General features: G+C 27.5%; 21 protein-coding genes. 10 read left to right on the forward strand and 11 right to left on the reverse strand.

Annotated features, from left to right (window positions below):
* The first annotated feature begins 230 nt into the window (after nucleotides 1-230).
* From ABVS04_RS14335 to ABVS04_RS14355, 5 genes are read left to right on the forward strand one after another with little or no spacing between them, the layout of a single operon-like run.
* The gene (locus ABVS04_RS14335; protein ID WP_368031456.1) at nucleotides 231-1,592 is read left to right on the forward strand and encodes a phosphomannomutase/phosphoglucomutase; all 1,362 of its coding nucleotides are present in this window, start codon (nucleotides 231-233) and stop codon (nucleotides 1,590-1,592) included.
* A gap of 11 nt (nucleotides 1,593-1,603) precedes the next feature.
* Nucleotides 1,604-2,485, forward strand: coding sequence for a UTP--glucose-1-phosphate uridylyltransferase GalU (gene galU, locus ABVS04_RS14340; RefSeq protein WP_368031457.1), 882 nt, complete (start codon nucleotides 1,604-1,606; stop codon nucleotides 2,483-2,485).
* A complete protein-coding gene (locus ABVS04_RS14345) occupies nucleotides 2,485-3,711 on the forward strand; it encodes a glucose-6-phosphate isomerase (protein ID WP_368031458.1) in 1,227 nt (408 codons plus the stop codon). Before galU ends, ABVS04_RS14345 begins: the two co-directional genes overlap by 1 nt.
* Before the next feature lie 20 nt (nucleotides 3,712-3,731).
* Nucleotides 3,732-4,226, forward strand: coding sequence for a YhcH/YjgK/YiaL family protein (locus tag ABVS04_RS14350; RefSeq protein ID WP_368031459.1), 495 nt, complete (start codon nucleotides 3,732-3,734; stop codon nucleotides 4,224-4,226).
* Nucleotides 4,227-4,232: 6 nt separating this feature from the next.
* Complete coding sequence (locus tag ABVS04_RS14355; RefSeq protein ID WP_368031460.1) at nucleotides 4,233-5,147, forward strand: AEC family transporter; 915 nt, start codon at nucleotides 4,233-4,235, stop codon at nucleotides 5,145-5,147.
* Between the two features lie 35 nt (nucleotides 5,148-5,182).
* Here the strand turns inward: ABVS04_RS14355 and ABVS04_RS14360 are convergent, their stop codons facing one another.
* Both ABVS04_RS14360 and ABVS04_RS14365 read right to left on the reverse strand, forming a co-directional pair.
* Nucleotides 5,183-6,376: an MFS transporter gene (locus ABVS04_RS14360; protein WP_368031461.1), complete on the reverse strand. Its 1,194-nt coding sequence runs from the start codon at nucleotides 6,374-6,376 to the stop codon at nucleotides 5,183-5,185.
* Nucleotides 6,373-7,086, reverse strand: coding sequence for a sulfite exporter TauE/SafE family protein (locus ABVS04_RS14365; protein ID WP_368031462.1), 714 nt, complete (start codon nucleotides 7,084-7,086; stop codon nucleotides 6,373-6,375). The genes ABVS04_RS14360 and ABVS04_RS14365 overlap by 4 nt, the downstream gene beginning before the upstream one ends.
* Nucleotides 7,087-7,184: 98 nt before the next feature.
* Here ABVS04_RS14365 and ABVS04_RS14370 point away from each other — a divergent pair, with 98 nt between their 5' ends.
* From ABVS04_RS14370 to ABVS04_RS14390, 5 genes are read left to right on the forward strand one after another with little or no spacing between them, the layout of a single operon-like run.
* Nucleotides 7,185-7,436 (forward strand): hypothetical protein, encoded by a 252-nt coding sequence (locus ABVS04_RS14370; protein WP_368031463.1) that lies wholly within the window; start codon nucleotides 7,185-7,187, stop codon nucleotides 7,434-7,436.
* Nucleotides 7,433-7,693 carry a hypothetical protein gene (locus ABVS04_RS14375; RefSeq protein WP_368031464.1) on the forward strand — a complete coding sequence of 87 codons (261 nt, stop codon included), beginning with the start codon at nucleotides 7,433-7,435 and terminating at the stop codon, nucleotides 7,691-7,693. The genes ABVS04_RS14370 and ABVS04_RS14375 overlap by 4 nt, the downstream gene beginning before the upstream one ends.
* The gene (locus tag ABVS04_RS14380) at nucleotides 7,693-8,478 is read left to right on the forward strand and encodes an exodeoxyribonuclease III (RefSeq protein WP_368031465.1); all 786 of its coding nucleotides are present in this window, start codon (nucleotides 7,693-7,695) and stop codon (nucleotides 8,476-8,478) included. The genes ABVS04_RS14375 and ABVS04_RS14380 overlap by 1 nt, the downstream gene beginning before the upstream one ends.
* Before the next feature lie 13 nt (nucleotides 8,479-8,491).
* Nucleotides 8,492-8,755, forward strand: a complete 264-nt coding sequence (locus ABVS04_RS14385) for a hypothetical protein (RefSeq protein WP_368031466.1) — start codon at nucleotides 8,492-8,494, stop codon at nucleotides 8,753-8,755.
* 5 nt (nucleotides 8,756-8,760) lie between these two features.
* Complete coding sequence (locus ABVS04_RS14390; RefSeq protein ID WP_368031467.1) at nucleotides 8,761-9,429, forward strand: class I SAM-dependent methyltransferase; 669 nt, start codon at nucleotides 8,761-8,763, stop codon at nucleotides 9,427-9,429.
* Here the strand turns inward: ABVS04_RS14390 and ABVS04_RS14395 are convergent.
* The 9 genes from ABVS04_RS14395 to ABVS04_RS14435 form a co-directional block, all read right to left on the reverse strand.
* The gene (locus ABVS04_RS14395; RefSeq protein WP_368031468.1) at nucleotides 9,426-10,010 is read right to left on the reverse strand and encodes a leucine-rich repeat domain-containing protein; all 585 of its coding nucleotides are present in this window, start codon (nucleotides 10,008-10,010) and stop codon (nucleotides 9,426-9,428) included. The two genes, ABVS04_RS14390 and ABVS04_RS14395, sit on opposite strands and share 4 nt — an antisense overlap.
* A 7-nt stretch (nucleotides 10,011-10,017) precedes the next feature.
* On the reverse strand, nucleotides 10,018-10,605 hold the full coding sequence (gene ureG, locus ABVS04_RS14400) for an urease accessory protein UreG (protein ID WP_368031469.1): 588 nt from the start codon (nucleotides 10,603-10,605) through the stop codon (nucleotides 10,018-10,020).
* A 128-nt stretch (nucleotides 10,606-10,733) separates the two neighbouring features.
* On the reverse strand, nucleotides 10,734-11,450 hold the full coding sequence (locus ABVS04_RS14405) for an urease accessory UreF family protein (protein WP_368031470.1): 717 nt from the start codon (nucleotides 11,448-11,450) through the stop codon (nucleotides 10,734-10,736).
* Nucleotides 11,425-11,874 carry an urease accessory protein UreE gene (locus tag ABVS04_RS14410; RefSeq protein ID WP_368031471.1) on the reverse strand — a complete coding sequence of 150 codons (450 nt, stop codon included), beginning with the start codon at nucleotides 11,872-11,874 and terminating at the stop codon, nucleotides 11,425-11,427. Before ABVS04_RS14410 ends, ABVS04_RS14405 begins: the two co-directional genes overlap by 26 nt.
* Before the next feature lie 9 nt (nucleotides 11,875-11,883).
* Nucleotides 11,884-13,584, reverse strand: a complete 1,701-nt coding sequence (gene ureC, locus ABVS04_RS14415; protein WP_368031473.1) for an urease subunit alpha — start codon at nucleotides 13,582-13,584, stop codon at nucleotides 11,884-11,886.
* A gap of 1 nt (nucleotide 13,585) precedes the next feature.
* Nucleotides 13,586-14,263, reverse strand: a complete 678-nt coding sequence (locus ABVS04_RS14420) for an urease subunit gamma (protein WP_368031474.1) — start codon at nucleotides 14,261-14,263, stop codon at nucleotides 13,586-13,588.
* 59 nt (nucleotides 14,264-14,322) lie between these two features.
* On the reverse strand, nucleotides 14,323-14,589 hold the full coding sequence (locus ABVS04_RS14425; protein ID WP_368031475.1) for a SemiSWEET family sugar transporter: 267 nt from the start codon (nucleotides 14,587-14,589) through the stop codon (nucleotides 14,323-14,325).
* A 45-nt stretch (nucleotides 14,590-14,634) separates the two neighbouring features.
* The gene (locus ABVS04_RS14430) at nucleotides 14,635-15,387 is read right to left on the reverse strand and encodes an urease accessory protein UreD (RefSeq protein ID WP_368031476.1); all 753 of its coding nucleotides are present in this window, start codon (nucleotides 15,385-15,387) and stop codon (nucleotides 14,635-14,637) included.
* 119 nt (nucleotides 15,388-15,506) lie between these two features.
* Complete coding sequence (locus ABVS04_RS14435; protein ID WP_368031477.1) at nucleotides 15,507-15,713, reverse strand: Txe/YoeB family addiction module toxin; 207 nt, start codon at nucleotides 15,711-15,713, stop codon at nucleotides 15,507-15,509.
* Nucleotides 15,714-15,844: the final 131 nt, after the last annotated feature.

Raw genomic sequence — 15,844 nt, forward strand, 5'->3', positions numbered from 1 at the left:
TTTAGAACAAATCATTCATATGCTCAGAGTTTACACTAAAAAACAATTAGGTTTTATGTGCGAAAGTTGAGTTAATATTATAATGATAATTAAAAAAATTCTTTAATTCACATTTTTTATACAACTTTATTTAATAATAATTCGATAAAATATATTTTTATAAAAATCTAAATACAAAATAAAATCATTAATACTATAATATATTATTGATTAGAGGAGAAACATATATAATGAGTGCATCTATATTTCGAGAATATGATATTAGAGGAATTTTTGAAAAAGAACTAAATGAGAACATTGTTAAAAAGATTGGATTTCATTTTGCAAAGGCATTATTGAAAAAAGTTCCTAATGCACAGTTTATAGCAGTAGGTTATGATGCAAGACTTCATTCACCTATTTTAAAAAATTGGTTAAGTTCAGGAATTAATGAAGCTGGATTAGAAGTTCTTGATATGGGACTTGTTCCAACACCTGCAAATTATTTTGCGAACTTCACTGATTTTGATGGATTACAAAGTGATGGTTCTATTATGATTACAGGATCTCATAATCCTCCTGAATATAATGGATTTAAAATTACATTAAATAAGGATCCATTTTTTGGAGAAGATATTTATGCTTTAGGTAGAGATATACTTGCTGATACTTCTATTATAAATGATAATAATGTAACTATTCCTATAGATTGTAAAAATAGATATATAGATTTTATTGTTAATCATTTTTCACATTTAAAATTAGAAAATAAAAAATTTGTATTTGATTGCGGAAATGGAGTTGCTGGTGTTGTATTAAGAGAAATACTTGATAGATTAAACATAAAATATAAAATTTTATTTGAGCAACCAGATGGTAATTTTCCAAATCACCATCCAGATCCAAGTGATGAGCATACTCTTGAAGATATTAAAAAAGAGTTAGCAACCGGTGATTATAATTTTGGTTTTGCTTATGATGGAGATGCAGATAGAATTGCCTTACTTTCACCAAATTATAATTTTAAAGGTGACATTCTAGCAATATTTTTCTCTAGATTTATTGATAATCCTACTGTTATTGGTGAAGTAAAATGTTCACAAGTTATGTATGACACAATTAATTCATACGGTAAAGCTATTATGTATAAAACAGGTCACTCAAACTTGAAAGTTAAAATTAAAGAAACTAAAGCTGATTTTGCAGCTGAAGTTTCTGGGCATTTATTCTTTAATGATAGATATTTTGGTTTTGATGATGCTATTTATGCTACTTTTAGAGCTTTAGAATTAATTGATCAAGAATTTGACTATGATAAAGAATTCGAAGCTTTACCACAAGTTTTTTCAACTCCTGAAATCAATATTACAGTAACTGAAGAAACAAAATTTAAAATTATTGATGATTTAAAAAAAGCTTTAGCAAATCCACCTGCTGATTTCCCAAAAATTAAAGATATAATTACAGTTGATGGAATCAGAGTAATTTTTGAAAATGGCTGGGGATTAGTGCGAGCTAGTAACACTACACCAAAATTAGTTACAAGATTTGAAGCAGATACAAAAGAAAATGCTAAAATATATGAAAATGTTTTAATAAACTTAATTAAATAAAAGGAAAATAAATGAATAAAAATAGTCCAATCAAAAAATGTCTATTCCCAGCTGCTGGATATGGTACAAGATTTTTACCTGCAACTAAAGCTACACCAAAAGAGATGTTACCTGTTTTAACTAAACCATTAATTCAATATGGAGTTGAAGAAGCAATTGCTGCTGGTATGGATACAATGGCAATAGTAACAGGTAGAGGTAAAAGAGCTATTGAAGATCATTTTGATATTTCTTATGAACTTGAAAATCAAATTAAAGGTACTAGCAAAGAGCATTACTTAACTGAAATTAGAGCTGTAATTACTAAGTGTACTTTTTCATATACAAGACAAATAGAAATGAAAGGTTTAGGTCATGCAATTTTATGCGGGGAAACACTAATTGGTGATCAACCTTTTGCCGTAGTTCTAGCTGATGACCTTTGTGATGCTCCTGATAATAAAGGTGTATTAGCACAAATGGTAGAATTATATAAAAAATATCATTGTTCAATTGTTGCTATTGAAGAAGTTCCAAAAGATGAAACATATAAATATGGTGTTATTGATGGAAATGAAATTGAACCTGGAATTTTTATGGTTAAAAACATGGTTGAAAAACCTGAGCCTGAAGTTGCACCTTCAAACTTAGCAATTATTGGAAGATATATTTTAACTCCTGATATTTTTGACATTATTAGAGAAACAAAACCTGGGAAAGGTGGAGAGGTTCAAATTACTGATGCACTTTTAACTCAAGCAAAAAAAGGCATGGTTTTAGCATTTAAATTTAGTGGTCAAAGATTTGACTGTGGAAGTATAGATGGATTTGTTCAAGCAACAAACTATTTTTATGACAAAGAAACAAAAAAAGAAACAGAAAAAGCAGCTAAGAAACCAACTGGAGCTAAGTAGTGAAAAATAATCTATATTATCCACAAGTATCATTAAGTGATGAAGAAATTTTTAGTGAAATAAAAAAAGAAAGAGAAAGTATTGGTTACTATTCTCTTCCTCATGTAGATATTACTGATTTAAAAATTAGACTTGATAATCTTAATTTTACTCAAAAGCAAATTGCAATAATTGGTATTGGTGGTAGTACTTTAGGAACGTATGCTATTTATAATTTTATGAAATATAATAAACAGCATAGTAAAACATTAAAAAAAGAACTTTTCTTTTTTGAAAGTACTGATCCAGTTAACTTAAATGGGACAATAAGTCAACTTAACATAGAAGATACTTTATTTATTGTTATTTCAAAATCTGGAACAACAATAGAAACAATTTCTATTTTTAAATATTTGATGTCAATTACAAAAATTGATAAATCTAATTTATTAGTGATTACTGAACATGATAGCAAATTAAATAGTTTTGCGCTTGCAAATGACATTAACTCTTTTGAAATACCAAAAGATGTCGGTGGAAGATTTTCAGTACTTTCAAATGTAGGTTTAGTTCCTTTATATCTTGCTGGATTTAATATAGATGATTTATTAAAAGGTGCAAAAAAGATTTCAACTTCATTTTTTGAACAACATGAATTATATGATCATCTAATGAAAAAATCTAGAACTTATTATGAGTTTAAAGATGTTTATAATGTAAATGCAATTTTTTCATACTCTCAATTACTTGAAGGTTTTAATAAATGGTATGTTCAACTTTGGGGTGAAAGTCTTGGTAAGATTGATATAAATAATACAAATCAAGGTTTAACACCAATTGGTCTTCTAGGACCTGTTGATCAACACTCATTTTTACAACTTATAGTTGAAGGTAAGTCTGATAAAACATTAACTTTTATAAAAATTAAAGATTTTAAAGATGATACTAAAATTGCACCTATAACTCTTGCTGGACTAGAAGATCTTGATTATATAAATAATCTTAATTTTAAAGAACTTATTAATCAGCAAGCAGATGCTACAATAGCATCTGTAAAAGAGTGTAAAAAAGATATTCCAATTGATATAATTGAAATTGATAATATTAGTGAATATGAAATAGGAAAACTTCTATTTTATTATGAACTTTTAACTTCAATCGTTGGAAGATTCTTAAGAATTAATACATATGATCAACCTGGTGTTGAGGGTGGTAAAATAATTCTTAAAGATATGCTAAAAAAATAAATATTATTAAGGATATACAAATGGCGATTTTTGGAACAATACAAGCAGTTAAGGAACAAATTAATTGTTCTAGTTTTGAAAAGGCTTTTTTGTATATTGATAAACTTCAAAATAAAAACTCTAATGAATATAAAAGTCTTTTGAATATAGGGCTTGATGAGTGTAATAAAATAATCTTGGATGAACATTGTTTTGTTTTAGAACAAGCTTATATTTCTAAAAATAAAGAAGATTGCTTTTTTGAATCACATAAAAAATATATTGATATTCAATATGTTTTTGAAGGTGAAGAGATAATGGAAGTTGAAAATATATCTAATCTTGAAGTTACAACACCTTATAAAGAAGATTTAGATTATGCAAAATATTCTCAAACAAAAGACTCTTCAATTTTAAAAATAAAACAAAATGAATTAGCAATATTTTTTCCACAAGATGCACATATGCCTTGTGTTAAACTAGGTGAAAATAAAAGAGTTATAAAAGCTGTTTTCAAAATATCAATAAATAACTAGAAGATTATGTCATTAATTTTCTCAGCTTTAATTCCTGTTTTTGCACTTATATTAATAGGATATTTTTTTAAAAGAATAAAATTTCCATCACATGAATTTTGGCCACAGGCTGATAAATTAACTTATTATGTTTTAATGCCTGCACTTTTGATTTTTAAATTATCAAATGCATCTTTAGAAGCACAAAATAGCTTCGGTTTTATTTTATCTGCACTTTTAGCAATATTTCTTACAATGATTGTTCTTATGATTGTAAATAAAATAAAACCTACAACTCCAGCTGCTTTTACTTCTGTAGTTCAAGGTGGAATTAGATTTAATACTTATGTATTTTTGGCACTTTCTGGAGCAATCTTTGGAAATGATGGATTAGTTTTATCTGCTATTCTTTTAACCTTTGCAATACCATTTATAAATATTTTATGTATTACAATTTTTGCACTTTATATTACTAATGAAAAATTAAATTTTATTTATTTACTTAAATCTATTATTACAAACCCTTTAATCATAGCTTGTGTTGTAGGGGGAAGCATTAATTTTCTAGGAATAGATTTACCTGTAATTATAAATAATACACTTGAAGTATTAAGTAAAGCAGCACTTCCTATGGGACTTTTATCAGTTGGATTTGGACTTGTTATAAAAGAGATTAAATCTTCAAAAAGTGAACTTATTATTTCAAATATTGCTAAACATTTAGTACTTCCTTTATTTATTTTTGTCTTTGGAAAATATTTTGGAGTAGATGATATGATGTTGTCAATTTTGGTTTTATTTGCAGTATTACCAACAGCTCCAAGCTCTTTTATCCTAGCAAGACAATTAGGTGGGGATATTGGATTAATGTCAAGTATAATAACAGTGCAAACACTTATATCTGCACTATTCATAATACTATTTTTGAAAATATTTATATAAACTTTCTATATCATTTTTTGTTGTAAGTTGTATTTTCAATTTTTAATTCTTTGTTTTAGAGTTGTTTCATAACCTATTTCTGGATTTAGTGGAACAAAAAATGATAAAACTAAAGAGCCCATTGCGATAATTGCTCCAATAATAAATACTAAAGAAGAGGACTGTAACCAAACCAATCCTAAAAGTGCAGGTAAAAATACAGCGGCCATGTGGTTTATAGTAAAACTAACTGCACTTGCACTTGAAATATCACTTGGATTTGCTATTTTTTGAAAATATGTTTTAAGTGCAATTGCCATAGAAAAAAGTAAATGGTCAATTATATATAAAGCAAAAGCTACATAAACACTATCAACATAAGCATAAGATACAAATACAAGAATCAAGCCCACATACTCTATCTTTAAAGTAATTCTCTCTCCAAATGAAACAATAAACTTACCAATTTTTGGAGCTATATACATATTTAAAATAGAGTTTGCAAAAAGTAAGATTATCATATTATGAATATCAACTCCAAATTTTTCAACAAGTAAAAATCCTGCAAATACCACAAAAATTTGTCTTCTTGCACCTGCTAAAAATGTCAAAGCATAAAAAAGCCAATACTCTTTTTTGATTCTTAGCTTTCTTTCTTGAATAATAGCTTCTTTAAAATGAGTAAATAAATACCAAGCAAATATTCCTAGAATAAAAGAAAATCCACCAAAAATAAGATAAACATATTTATACTCAAGGGCTAAATAATTCATCAAAATATAAATTAAAATAAACACAAGCAAACCTGCAAAAGATTTTACAGCTGATAATTTTCCTAAAACAATAGGCGCTCTTTCTTTTTCAATCCATTGTAATGATAAAGATTGATTTAGCGTTTCTAAATAGTGAAACCCAATAGACATAATTACAGTTGTAATATATAGACCAATAGGAGTTGGGGAAAATCCAGTTGCAGCAGTTCCTAAACCTAAAAGCATAATGGATAAATAAACTAATCTTTGTTGAGCTATAAAAGCTAAAACAAGAATAACTGTAAAAGCTAAAAGCCCTGGAATTTCTCTTAAACTTTGCAAAATACCTATTTGACTTCCATTAAATGATGCAACTTCAACAGTAAAGTTGTTTAATAAACTCATCCAAGCTGAAAATGAAACAACCATCGAAATAGTCATCACATAAAGTAATGCTTCTTTTGATGTAAAAATTCTAGTGAAAAAATCTTTTTTCAAATAAATACTCCAATAATAACTTTAATAGAAAGGGCTGTTAATAATACTTTTAAAATCAAAGTAAATCTTTTTCCATCTATTATATTTCTTAGTTTTGTTCCAACATAACTTCCTGCAATTGCTCCAATAACCATAGCAATAATTATTCCAATGTAATCAAAAAAAACAAATCCAAAATACATAAATACAAATACTTTTAAAATATGAGATAAACTCATCAAAGCAGCACTAGTTGCTACAACTTTGTCTTTATCTTTATAGTCTTTTAATAAAAGTGTCATTGTAAGTGGTCCAGTAGCTCCTACAACTATAGAGAGACCTGTTTGGAAAAAACCTGCTAAAAAATAGCTTTCATATCTTTTTATTTTTTCATTAAATTTTTCAGACCATAATGAAAGTAAAATATAAACACCTATAAACAAAGGAACATATTCAAGGGAAATAAAACTTAGAATTGATGCAAATAAGCCTATTCCTAAAAAAGAACCTAACAAAAACTTTGGAATCACTTCATATTGAACATCTTTATATCCAAAAACTGCTCGGCTTAGATTACTTGACATTTGAGTTAAACCATGAACTGGAATAAGAGCATTTACAGGTAAAAATGATGGTAAAATTGCAATTAACATCATTCCTCCACCAAGTCCAACAATACCTGCTATTGTGGATGTAAGAAATGAAATAATTCCTAAATATAATTCTGTCATATAAAAACTCTTTTTCTAAATAAATAAACATAAAATACCCAATAAAGCCTTATTTATCAAAAAATTGTTATACTCCTATCTTAAATCAAAGGATGTAGATGGATATTTATCAATGGATTGGATTTTTTGGAATGATTTTCATAGTTTTTGCATACTTGTTACTTCAAACTAACAAATATACAATCAACTCATTACAATACCAATTATTAAATCTAATTGGTGCAATTTTACTTTTGATTTCACTTTTTGTACATTTTAATCTAGGTTCTTTTATAATAGAGGTATTTTGGATTATAATTACAATATATGGAATAATTATAAATATTAAAAAAAAGGAAAAACAACAATGAAAGTTTTATTACTAAATTTTATTTTTTTAACAAATATTTTATTTGCACAATATGATTACTCAACTCAGAACTCAGGTAAAATAGATATGCATGGAGGGAAAAGTGAAATGCTTTTAAACAATAAAAACTCTCTATCAAATACAAATTTAAACTCACTTGGAAATATAGGAATTAATAAACCAACATCTCCAATAGCACCACAAACCCTAATTAAAGAAGAAAAAAAAATAGAAGAAAAAAAGGAAGATACTAAATAATGGCAACATATAAATTTATCTCGTGGAACGTAAATGGAATTCGAGCAGTTGATAAAAAAGAGGCCTTAAAATGGGTAGATGAACATGATATTCATCTTTTAGGTATTCAAGAAACAAAATCAATGAAAGAGCAAATTCCAAAAACTATTTTTGACAAAAAATTCAAAACTATGACAGCTAGTGCATCTGCAATAAAAGGCCGAAGTGGAACTGCTCTATTTACAGATATTGAAACCACATTTGAGTGTAACTGCCCAAGTGTTGATATATTAGATGAAGGAAGAATAAATGAAGTTCACTTTACTTTAGCAGATAAAGATATAGCATTTTTTAATGTATATTTTCCAAACGGTCAAAGTAAAGAAGAACGACTTGTTTATAAAATGGAGTTTTATGATAGATTTTTAGAGCATTGTGAAAACTTGAAAAAACAAGGAAAATCAATCATAGTTTGTGGAGATGTAAATACAGCCCACAAAGAAATTGACCTTGCACGGCCTAAAGCAAATGAAAAAACATCAGGATTTTTACCAATGGAAAGAGAATGGATGGATAAATTCATTTCACATGGTTATGTAGATACTCTAAGACATGTAATTGGTGATGAACCTGAGCACTATTCGTGGTGGTCATATAGAGCAAATGCAAGAGAGAATAATGTTGGCTGGAGGATTGATTACTTTTATGTAAGTGATGATTTAAAAGGACATATTAAAGATGCATATATTTTAAGTGATATTATGGGAAGCGACCACTGTCCTATTGGTCTTGAAATAGAGATTTAAGAAAGGAAATTCTATGAAAAAAATCATACTAATACTAACATTAATTTTTCTAGCAAGTTCAGCTTATGCAATATCTTGGTCACAACTAAAAAGTTGGGGAAATAAAACACTAGAACCTGATGTAAAATATAATATTGAAACAGAAGGATATAATGTAAGGGTTTATGAATTCACTCCAATAAGTGACCCGGGAAGTACTTGTGTTATGACTTTTACAAATGAAAAAATGGGAATGTTTTGTTTTAATAAATCTAAAGAAGCTATTAGGAAAGAATAAACTTTATGGAAAATTTCAACTTCGTAGAATATGTGAAAATGGTAAAAACCTATCAAGAAAATAATGATCCAACAGGTTGGTTTGATACTATTTACAAAAGTGCTAATGGTGATCATACAAAGGTTTTTTGGGCTGATTTAGAAGCAAGTCCTTATTTAGTATCTTGGTTGGAAAATAATCCAATAGATAAAATTTCTAAAAGAGCTTGTGTTGTAGGTTGTGGAGTTGGAGATGATGCAGAAGCTTTAAGTGAATTTGGCTTTGAAGTAATAGCTTTTGATATATCTCCTACAGCTATTGAATTATGTAAAAACAGATACCAAAATACAAAAGTAAACTATGTAGTAGCTGATTTATTTGATTATCCAAAAGAATGGTTTGAAAGTTTTGATGTGGTTTATGAGTGTAATACAATTCAAGTATTACCAGGAGAGTATAGAGTAAAAGCTCGTGCTTCTATGTCTTCACTAATTTGCAAAGATGGATATATCTTAGTTTCTTGTAGAAGTAGAAATGAAGGTGAAAAAGAAAATGCTATTCCACTTCCTTTAACAAAAGCAGAAATGGATAAATTTGTGGATTCAGATAAACTAAAAGAGATTAGTTTTTTAGCATATGATGATATACAAGAGCCTCCTGTTCCTCATTTCTTTGGAATCTATAAAAAAATCTAAAAATCTATTTTTCTTAAATTTTTCATCTCAAAAGGTAATTTAGAAATATCATTACCTTTTAGAGATAAACTTCGCAAGCTTTCTAAAACACTTAGTTCTTTTGGCAAATTTTTTAAACAATTATTCTTTAAATCAAGATTTCTAAGATTTTCTAAAAATTGAATATTTTCACTTAATTTTTCTATTTTATTGTTTCTTAAAATCAATCTTTTCAAACTATTTATTTCAAATAAGATTCTTGGAATATTTTTTAAATCATTATTGATAAATACAATTTTATTTAAATTTTCTAGTTTTTTCATACTCAAGGGTAAATTTTGTATTTTATTATTTGATAGATATAGGGTTTTTAGATTTACTAATTCTCCTATTTCTATAGGTAAAAAGGAGAGATGATTACCTCTTAGATCTAAACATTCTAAGTTTTTCAACTCTTTTATTTCTTTTGGTAAGCTTTCAAGTTTATTTCCATATAGAAGTAATTTCTTTAAGTTTTTTAAAGAGAATACTTCACTTGGAATTTCACTTAAATTTTTGAAGTTTAAATCTAGTATTTCGATATTTTCATTTTCTATTAACATAGATGTATTATAGCAAAGCTTCTATCCAAGCTACTACTTGATTTAAACTCTCTTTATCTTTTTTTGATATAAATACAGAAGGTTTATTTTTTCTATTATTTAAAACATCACTTTGCATTAACTCTAAGTCAACATCAACATAGGGAGCTAAATCTGTTTTATTTACAACTAATAAATCAGAAAATAAAAGTCCTGCACCTTTTTTTCTTGGAATATCAGCACCTTGAGCAACATCGATTATATACATGTAATAATCAATCAACTCATAGGAAAAAGTAGCACTAAGATTATCTCCTCCACTTTCTACAAATATAATATCAGGGGAAAACTTCTGTTCAAGCTCTACAACGGCCTTTTGGTTCATAGAGATATCATCTCTTATTGCAGTGTGAGGACAGCCACCTGTTTCAACTCCTGTGATTCTATTGCTATCTAAATCAAGATGCGCTTTTAAATAGTTTGCATCTTCTGTTGTGTAAATATCATTTGTAACAATTGCCAATGAATATTTATCTTTAAGTAAATTTGTAAGACTTTCAATAAGTGAAGTTTTTCCACTTCCAACTGGTCCTGCAATTCCTATTTTTAATGCCATTTATATTCCTTTTAAAATTTTTCGATTAAAATTTTTATTCTAGTTCAAGGCAAAAATTAGCGAAGTTTACTATTTATTAGTAAATGAGTTGATTTTTAACGCTGAAATAGGATAAAAAGAAAATCGAGTTATGTTGCAAACATTTTTGGTTCTAATACACTATGTTGAAATATATGTTCTTCAAAAAGTGGATTAAAATTTGTAATTTTATTTTTGATATTTTCAAAATCTAATTCTGATAAAATCTCATCAAATTCAAAAAGCATTTGTTGTATTTCAGATGGTTTTATTCTTGAAATTTTCAATGATGTTGCTGCTATATTTATTAGATTTTTTTTCGTCCACATTACTATAAAATCTTCCATACTAATATCTAAATCATAGGCATAAGTAACCAAAATAAAAATTTCATTTCCAATACAGATTTTATTTTCAACATACTCAAAATATTTTTTAACTATTGGTTTTGAAATATGATTTTTTAACTGTGTATAATAATTAAACCCAATATTACTTGATGCATTTGCATATTCGTATATTAGATAACTACTATATAGATTATCCATTTGTTTTAATAGCGTGATTTTATCATTTTCTAATGCTTTATAAATTTTTTTGATATAAGTAAACTCTATATTTTGATACTGATCTATGATAATATTTCGTAAGTATACTTTTAAAGTAGTTATATTATATACATTTTGATTAATTATATGTGGTTCTAGACCAAAAGAGTGTACAAACATACCTGATGGAAAAGTTCCATCAAGTATTTGTAGAAACCTACTTAAGCTTTTTAGATTTGATTTATTTGTCATATTAGTGAGAGTGGTGTGCTTTGCCATTTGCTTTAAAATAAGCTTTTGTTTTTTCAACTTTTATAGCTTCATTTGCATAACAATCTTTAATAATATCAGCTAATGAAATATCATCTAAAACTGTTATTCTAAACTCTTCTATCATTACAGGTTGGTGTCTATTTCCTATCTCATAAGCAACTTTTGCAAAAGTTAAAGCATCACTAAAACTTAAAATAAAAACCTCATCTTTACTTCTACTTACTTTAATAACATGTCCATCTTCACAAAATAAAAAATCATTTTCATGAAGATGAGTAAACTTAGCTTTCATCACAAAATTAACACCCTCTTTTGAAACAGCTGTTAAATTTGGCTTTTGCATATCAAACCAAGATAGCTCTACCTCATCACTATAAAAATCTATATTTTTTCTTATTTCTATTACTTTTTTTATTACACTAAATGTCAAATCATCTCCTTAAAACATAAAATATTTTTTGGCCATAGGCACTGTTGTTACGTAATCAGAAGTTATTACTTCTCCATTTACAGTTACATCATAAGTTTCTGGATTTACTTTTATTTCTCCTATGAAATCATTTAATTTCATATCTTTTTTACCTATATTTCTAGTATTTTTTACAGCTAATACTTTTTTGTTTATTTCTAATTTTTCTTTTAAATCTTTACTCGCAAAGTTTGAAGTAAAAATAGCACTGGTTTTAGCACTTGCACGTCCTAGACTTCCAAACATAGGTCTATACATGCTTGGTTCTGGTGTTGGAATTGATGCATTAGAATCACCCATTAGAGCAAGGGCTATAAATCCACCTTTTACTATAATTTCTGGTTTTACTCCAAAAAATGCTCTATTCCATAAAACTAAGTCAGCCATTTTCCCAACTTCTACACTTCCTACATGTTCATCAATTCCTGATGCGATTGCTGGATTTATAGTGTATTTTGCGATATATCTTTTTATTCTATTGTTATCATTTCTTTGGCTATCATTACTTAAAGGGCCTCTTTGTTTTTTCATTGAATCAGCTACTTGCCATGTTCGAATAAGTACTTCTCCTACTCTTCCCATAGCTTGTGAATCTGAACTAGTAATACTTATTGCTCCAATATCATGTAAAACGTCTTCAGCAGCAATTGTAGCACCTCTGATTCTTGATTCTGCAAAGCTTACATCTTCTGGAATTTTTGGACTTAAGTGATGACATACCATAAGCATATCAAGATGTTCTTCTATAGTGTTTTTTGTGTATGGTAGTGTTGGGTTTGTACTTGATGGTAATACATTTGCAAGTCCAGCTACACTCATTATATCAGGTGCATGACCACCACCTGCTCCTTCACTATGGAAAGTATGAATAGTTCTATTTTTAAATGCTCCAACAGTAGCTTCCACAAAACCTGATTCATTTAAAGTATCTGTATGGATAGCAACTTGAACATCAAACTCATCTGCAACACTTAAACAAGTATCAATAGCATTTGGAGTACTTCCCCAATCTTCATGAAGTTTAAGTCCCATAGCTCCTGCTTTTATTTGAACTGCTAAAGCTTCTTTTGATGAACTATTTCCTTTTCCCATAAATCCAAAGTTAAGTGGTAAATCATCTACACTTTGAATCATTTTAGCTATATTCCATTCTCCTGGAGTACATGTTGTCGCATTTGTTCCAGTGTTTGGACCTGTTCCTCCACCTATCATAGTTGTAACTCCACTACAAAGAGCTTCATCTATTTGACCTGGACTTATAAAGTGAATATGCGTATCAATTCCACCTGCTGTGATTACTTTTCCCTCAGCTGATAGTATTTCAGTATTTGCACCTATTTCTAAACCATGAGTTATTCCATCACATAAGTTTGGATTTCCAGATTTTCCAATAGCTATTATAATCCCATCTTTGATTCCAATATCAGCTTTATATATACCTGTATAATCTATGATAATCGCATTTGTAATAATCAAATCAGCTACATCAACAGCCGTTGGACTTTGAGCCATTCCATCTCTTATAGTCTTTCCACCACCAAATTTACTCTCTTCACCATAAGTAGTATAATCTTTTTCGATTTCGGCTATTAATGAAGTATCTGCAAGTCTAAATCTATCACCAACAGTTGGTCCAAACATTGAAGCATATTTTTCTTTTGATATTTTCATTTTATACTCCTAAAAACTTATTTAGATTTTGCATTGCTTTAGCTTTTGTATTAACATCATCTAAAAAGCCTTCAACCAAAGCATTAAATCCACTTATATATCTTCTTCCACTAAAATCTATAAGATTTATACTTTTTTTAGATCCAGGTTCAAATCGTACAGAAGTTCCAGCAGCCACATCTAATCTTTTTCCATAGGCACTTACCCTATCAAAAAATAAAGAACTATTTACTTCAAAGAAATGATAATGAGAACCTACTTGAACAGGTCTATCACCTTTGTTTTCAACTTCTATAGTTAAAATTTCTTTACCTGCATTTAATTCAATCTCACCTTCATCTATTAAATAAGCACCTGGCAATTCAGTACTGTTTTTATAAGGTATTGGATTATGAACAGTTACAAGCTTAGTTCCATCATCAAAAGTAGCTTCAACTTGAACCATATGCATCATAGATGCAATTCCATCCATAACTTCATCTTCTTTTAAAACTTTTGTAGCATCAACCATAAGCTGTGCAACACTCTTTCCATCTCTAGCACCTTCAATTATATATGAACTAATAATTGCTGTTGCTTCTGGAAAATTTAGTTTTAAACCTCTATTTTTTCGCTCATTTGCAAGCTGTGCTGCTGTGTAGAGCATTAGTTTTTCTTGCTCACGATTTGTTAAGAACATATATCCCCTTTCTTCTATAATTGTATATTTATTATATTTTGTAACTTACTTTGTAAAAATTATATACTTTTTTCTATCTTATCAATAGAGATTTTTTTATATAAAATATACAATGATAAAAATAATGTAATAGTATTTGCTATCATAATTGGAAAATCTTTTATCATAATTCCATAAATAAGCCACATAAAAACACCTGAACTAAAAATTAAAAACAAAGATAATGATAAATCTTTTGTTTGATTTGTTTTATAAATCTTGTAAGCTTGTGGAACAAAAGCCACAGTAGTTAAAAAAGCAGCTAAAGAGCCTACTAATTCTTGCATTTATTTTCCTATATTATTATTTTATGTAATTGTATTGATTTCTTTTTACTGTTTTCCTAAAGAAAACTCTTTTTTAGAAATATTTTCTCTATATCTTGCCCAAATACTCATAATCTTTATTTTTAAATCTGACATATTATCTGAGCTTATTACACCTATTATGATTTTTTTATTTTTACTAAAAGTAAAAGAGATAAAACCACTTTTTTGAAGCTTCGTTATGAATTCTTCATTGTTCTTTGTTTTTATATAAATCTTTGCAAAGATAAAATTAACACTATTTTTTCTTGTAATATAATCTTTTAATTCATTACCTTTTACATCGAATTTTTCTATATATTCTAAATGCATATTTTCACAAAAAGAATTTTTTATAAGCATATTTGTAAAGTCAAAATTTTCATAACTTCTTCCACGGCTTAAAATATCAGTGTAAAAAAACGTTGAGCTTTTATCAAAATTTAGTTTGAAAAGTTGAATGTATTTTGAGTCTTTATATAAAATCAATTCGTCATTTATAAACTCAAAATTTGAGTTATTTTCAAGTTTGATATCTATTTTATTTATACCAAACTCTTTTTTTGATGGATATATCTTTGTAGCTGATTCTGTAGTTAGTATTAGGTTTGAATTATCTAAAGAAATATTTAATCTGATTTTATCTTTTGGAAAAATTCCTTCACCTATGTTTAACAACTTTATATAGTTTTCACTATCATTGAAATAATAGTGTCTTGATGGAAGTTTTAAACTATCCAAAGAAAATATATCATCTTTAAAACCGAACTTTATACTCATAATTTCCCTAAATTTTTTTTTGCTAATTGATTGATAATAGTTTAACAAAAAAAGAATAGATTATTTTTTCTTCACTTGTATATTTAGTATGCATATTTTAGAGTATTGATTTTGATTTATTAAATAAAAGGGAGTTGAATATTTATTCTTCTTGAATATGCACCACTTAGATTACCGACTAACTTTTCATATGGTGGAGAATTTTGAAATAGGTCTTTTTTTATAGTTTTGATAAGTTCTTTAGCTTTATTTTGTAAGTTTGCAGCAGATAGTTTTTTAGCATCTTTTTGAGCTAATGTGCTATAAAGTATTTTATACTCTACCATTCAATATCTTCATTAAATTCACTATCATCTTCTTGCATTTGTCAATATTTATTTAAATTGGAATTAATAATTCTAATCAATTTTTTATTTGACAAAAGAATAATTCAGAAGAAAGTACACTTCAGATAGAA

It is taken from the genome of Arcobacter sp. s6, from assembly GCF_040884245.1.
GTDB lineage: Bacteria > Campylobacterota > Campylobacteria > Campylobacterales > Arcobacteraceae > Aliarcobacter.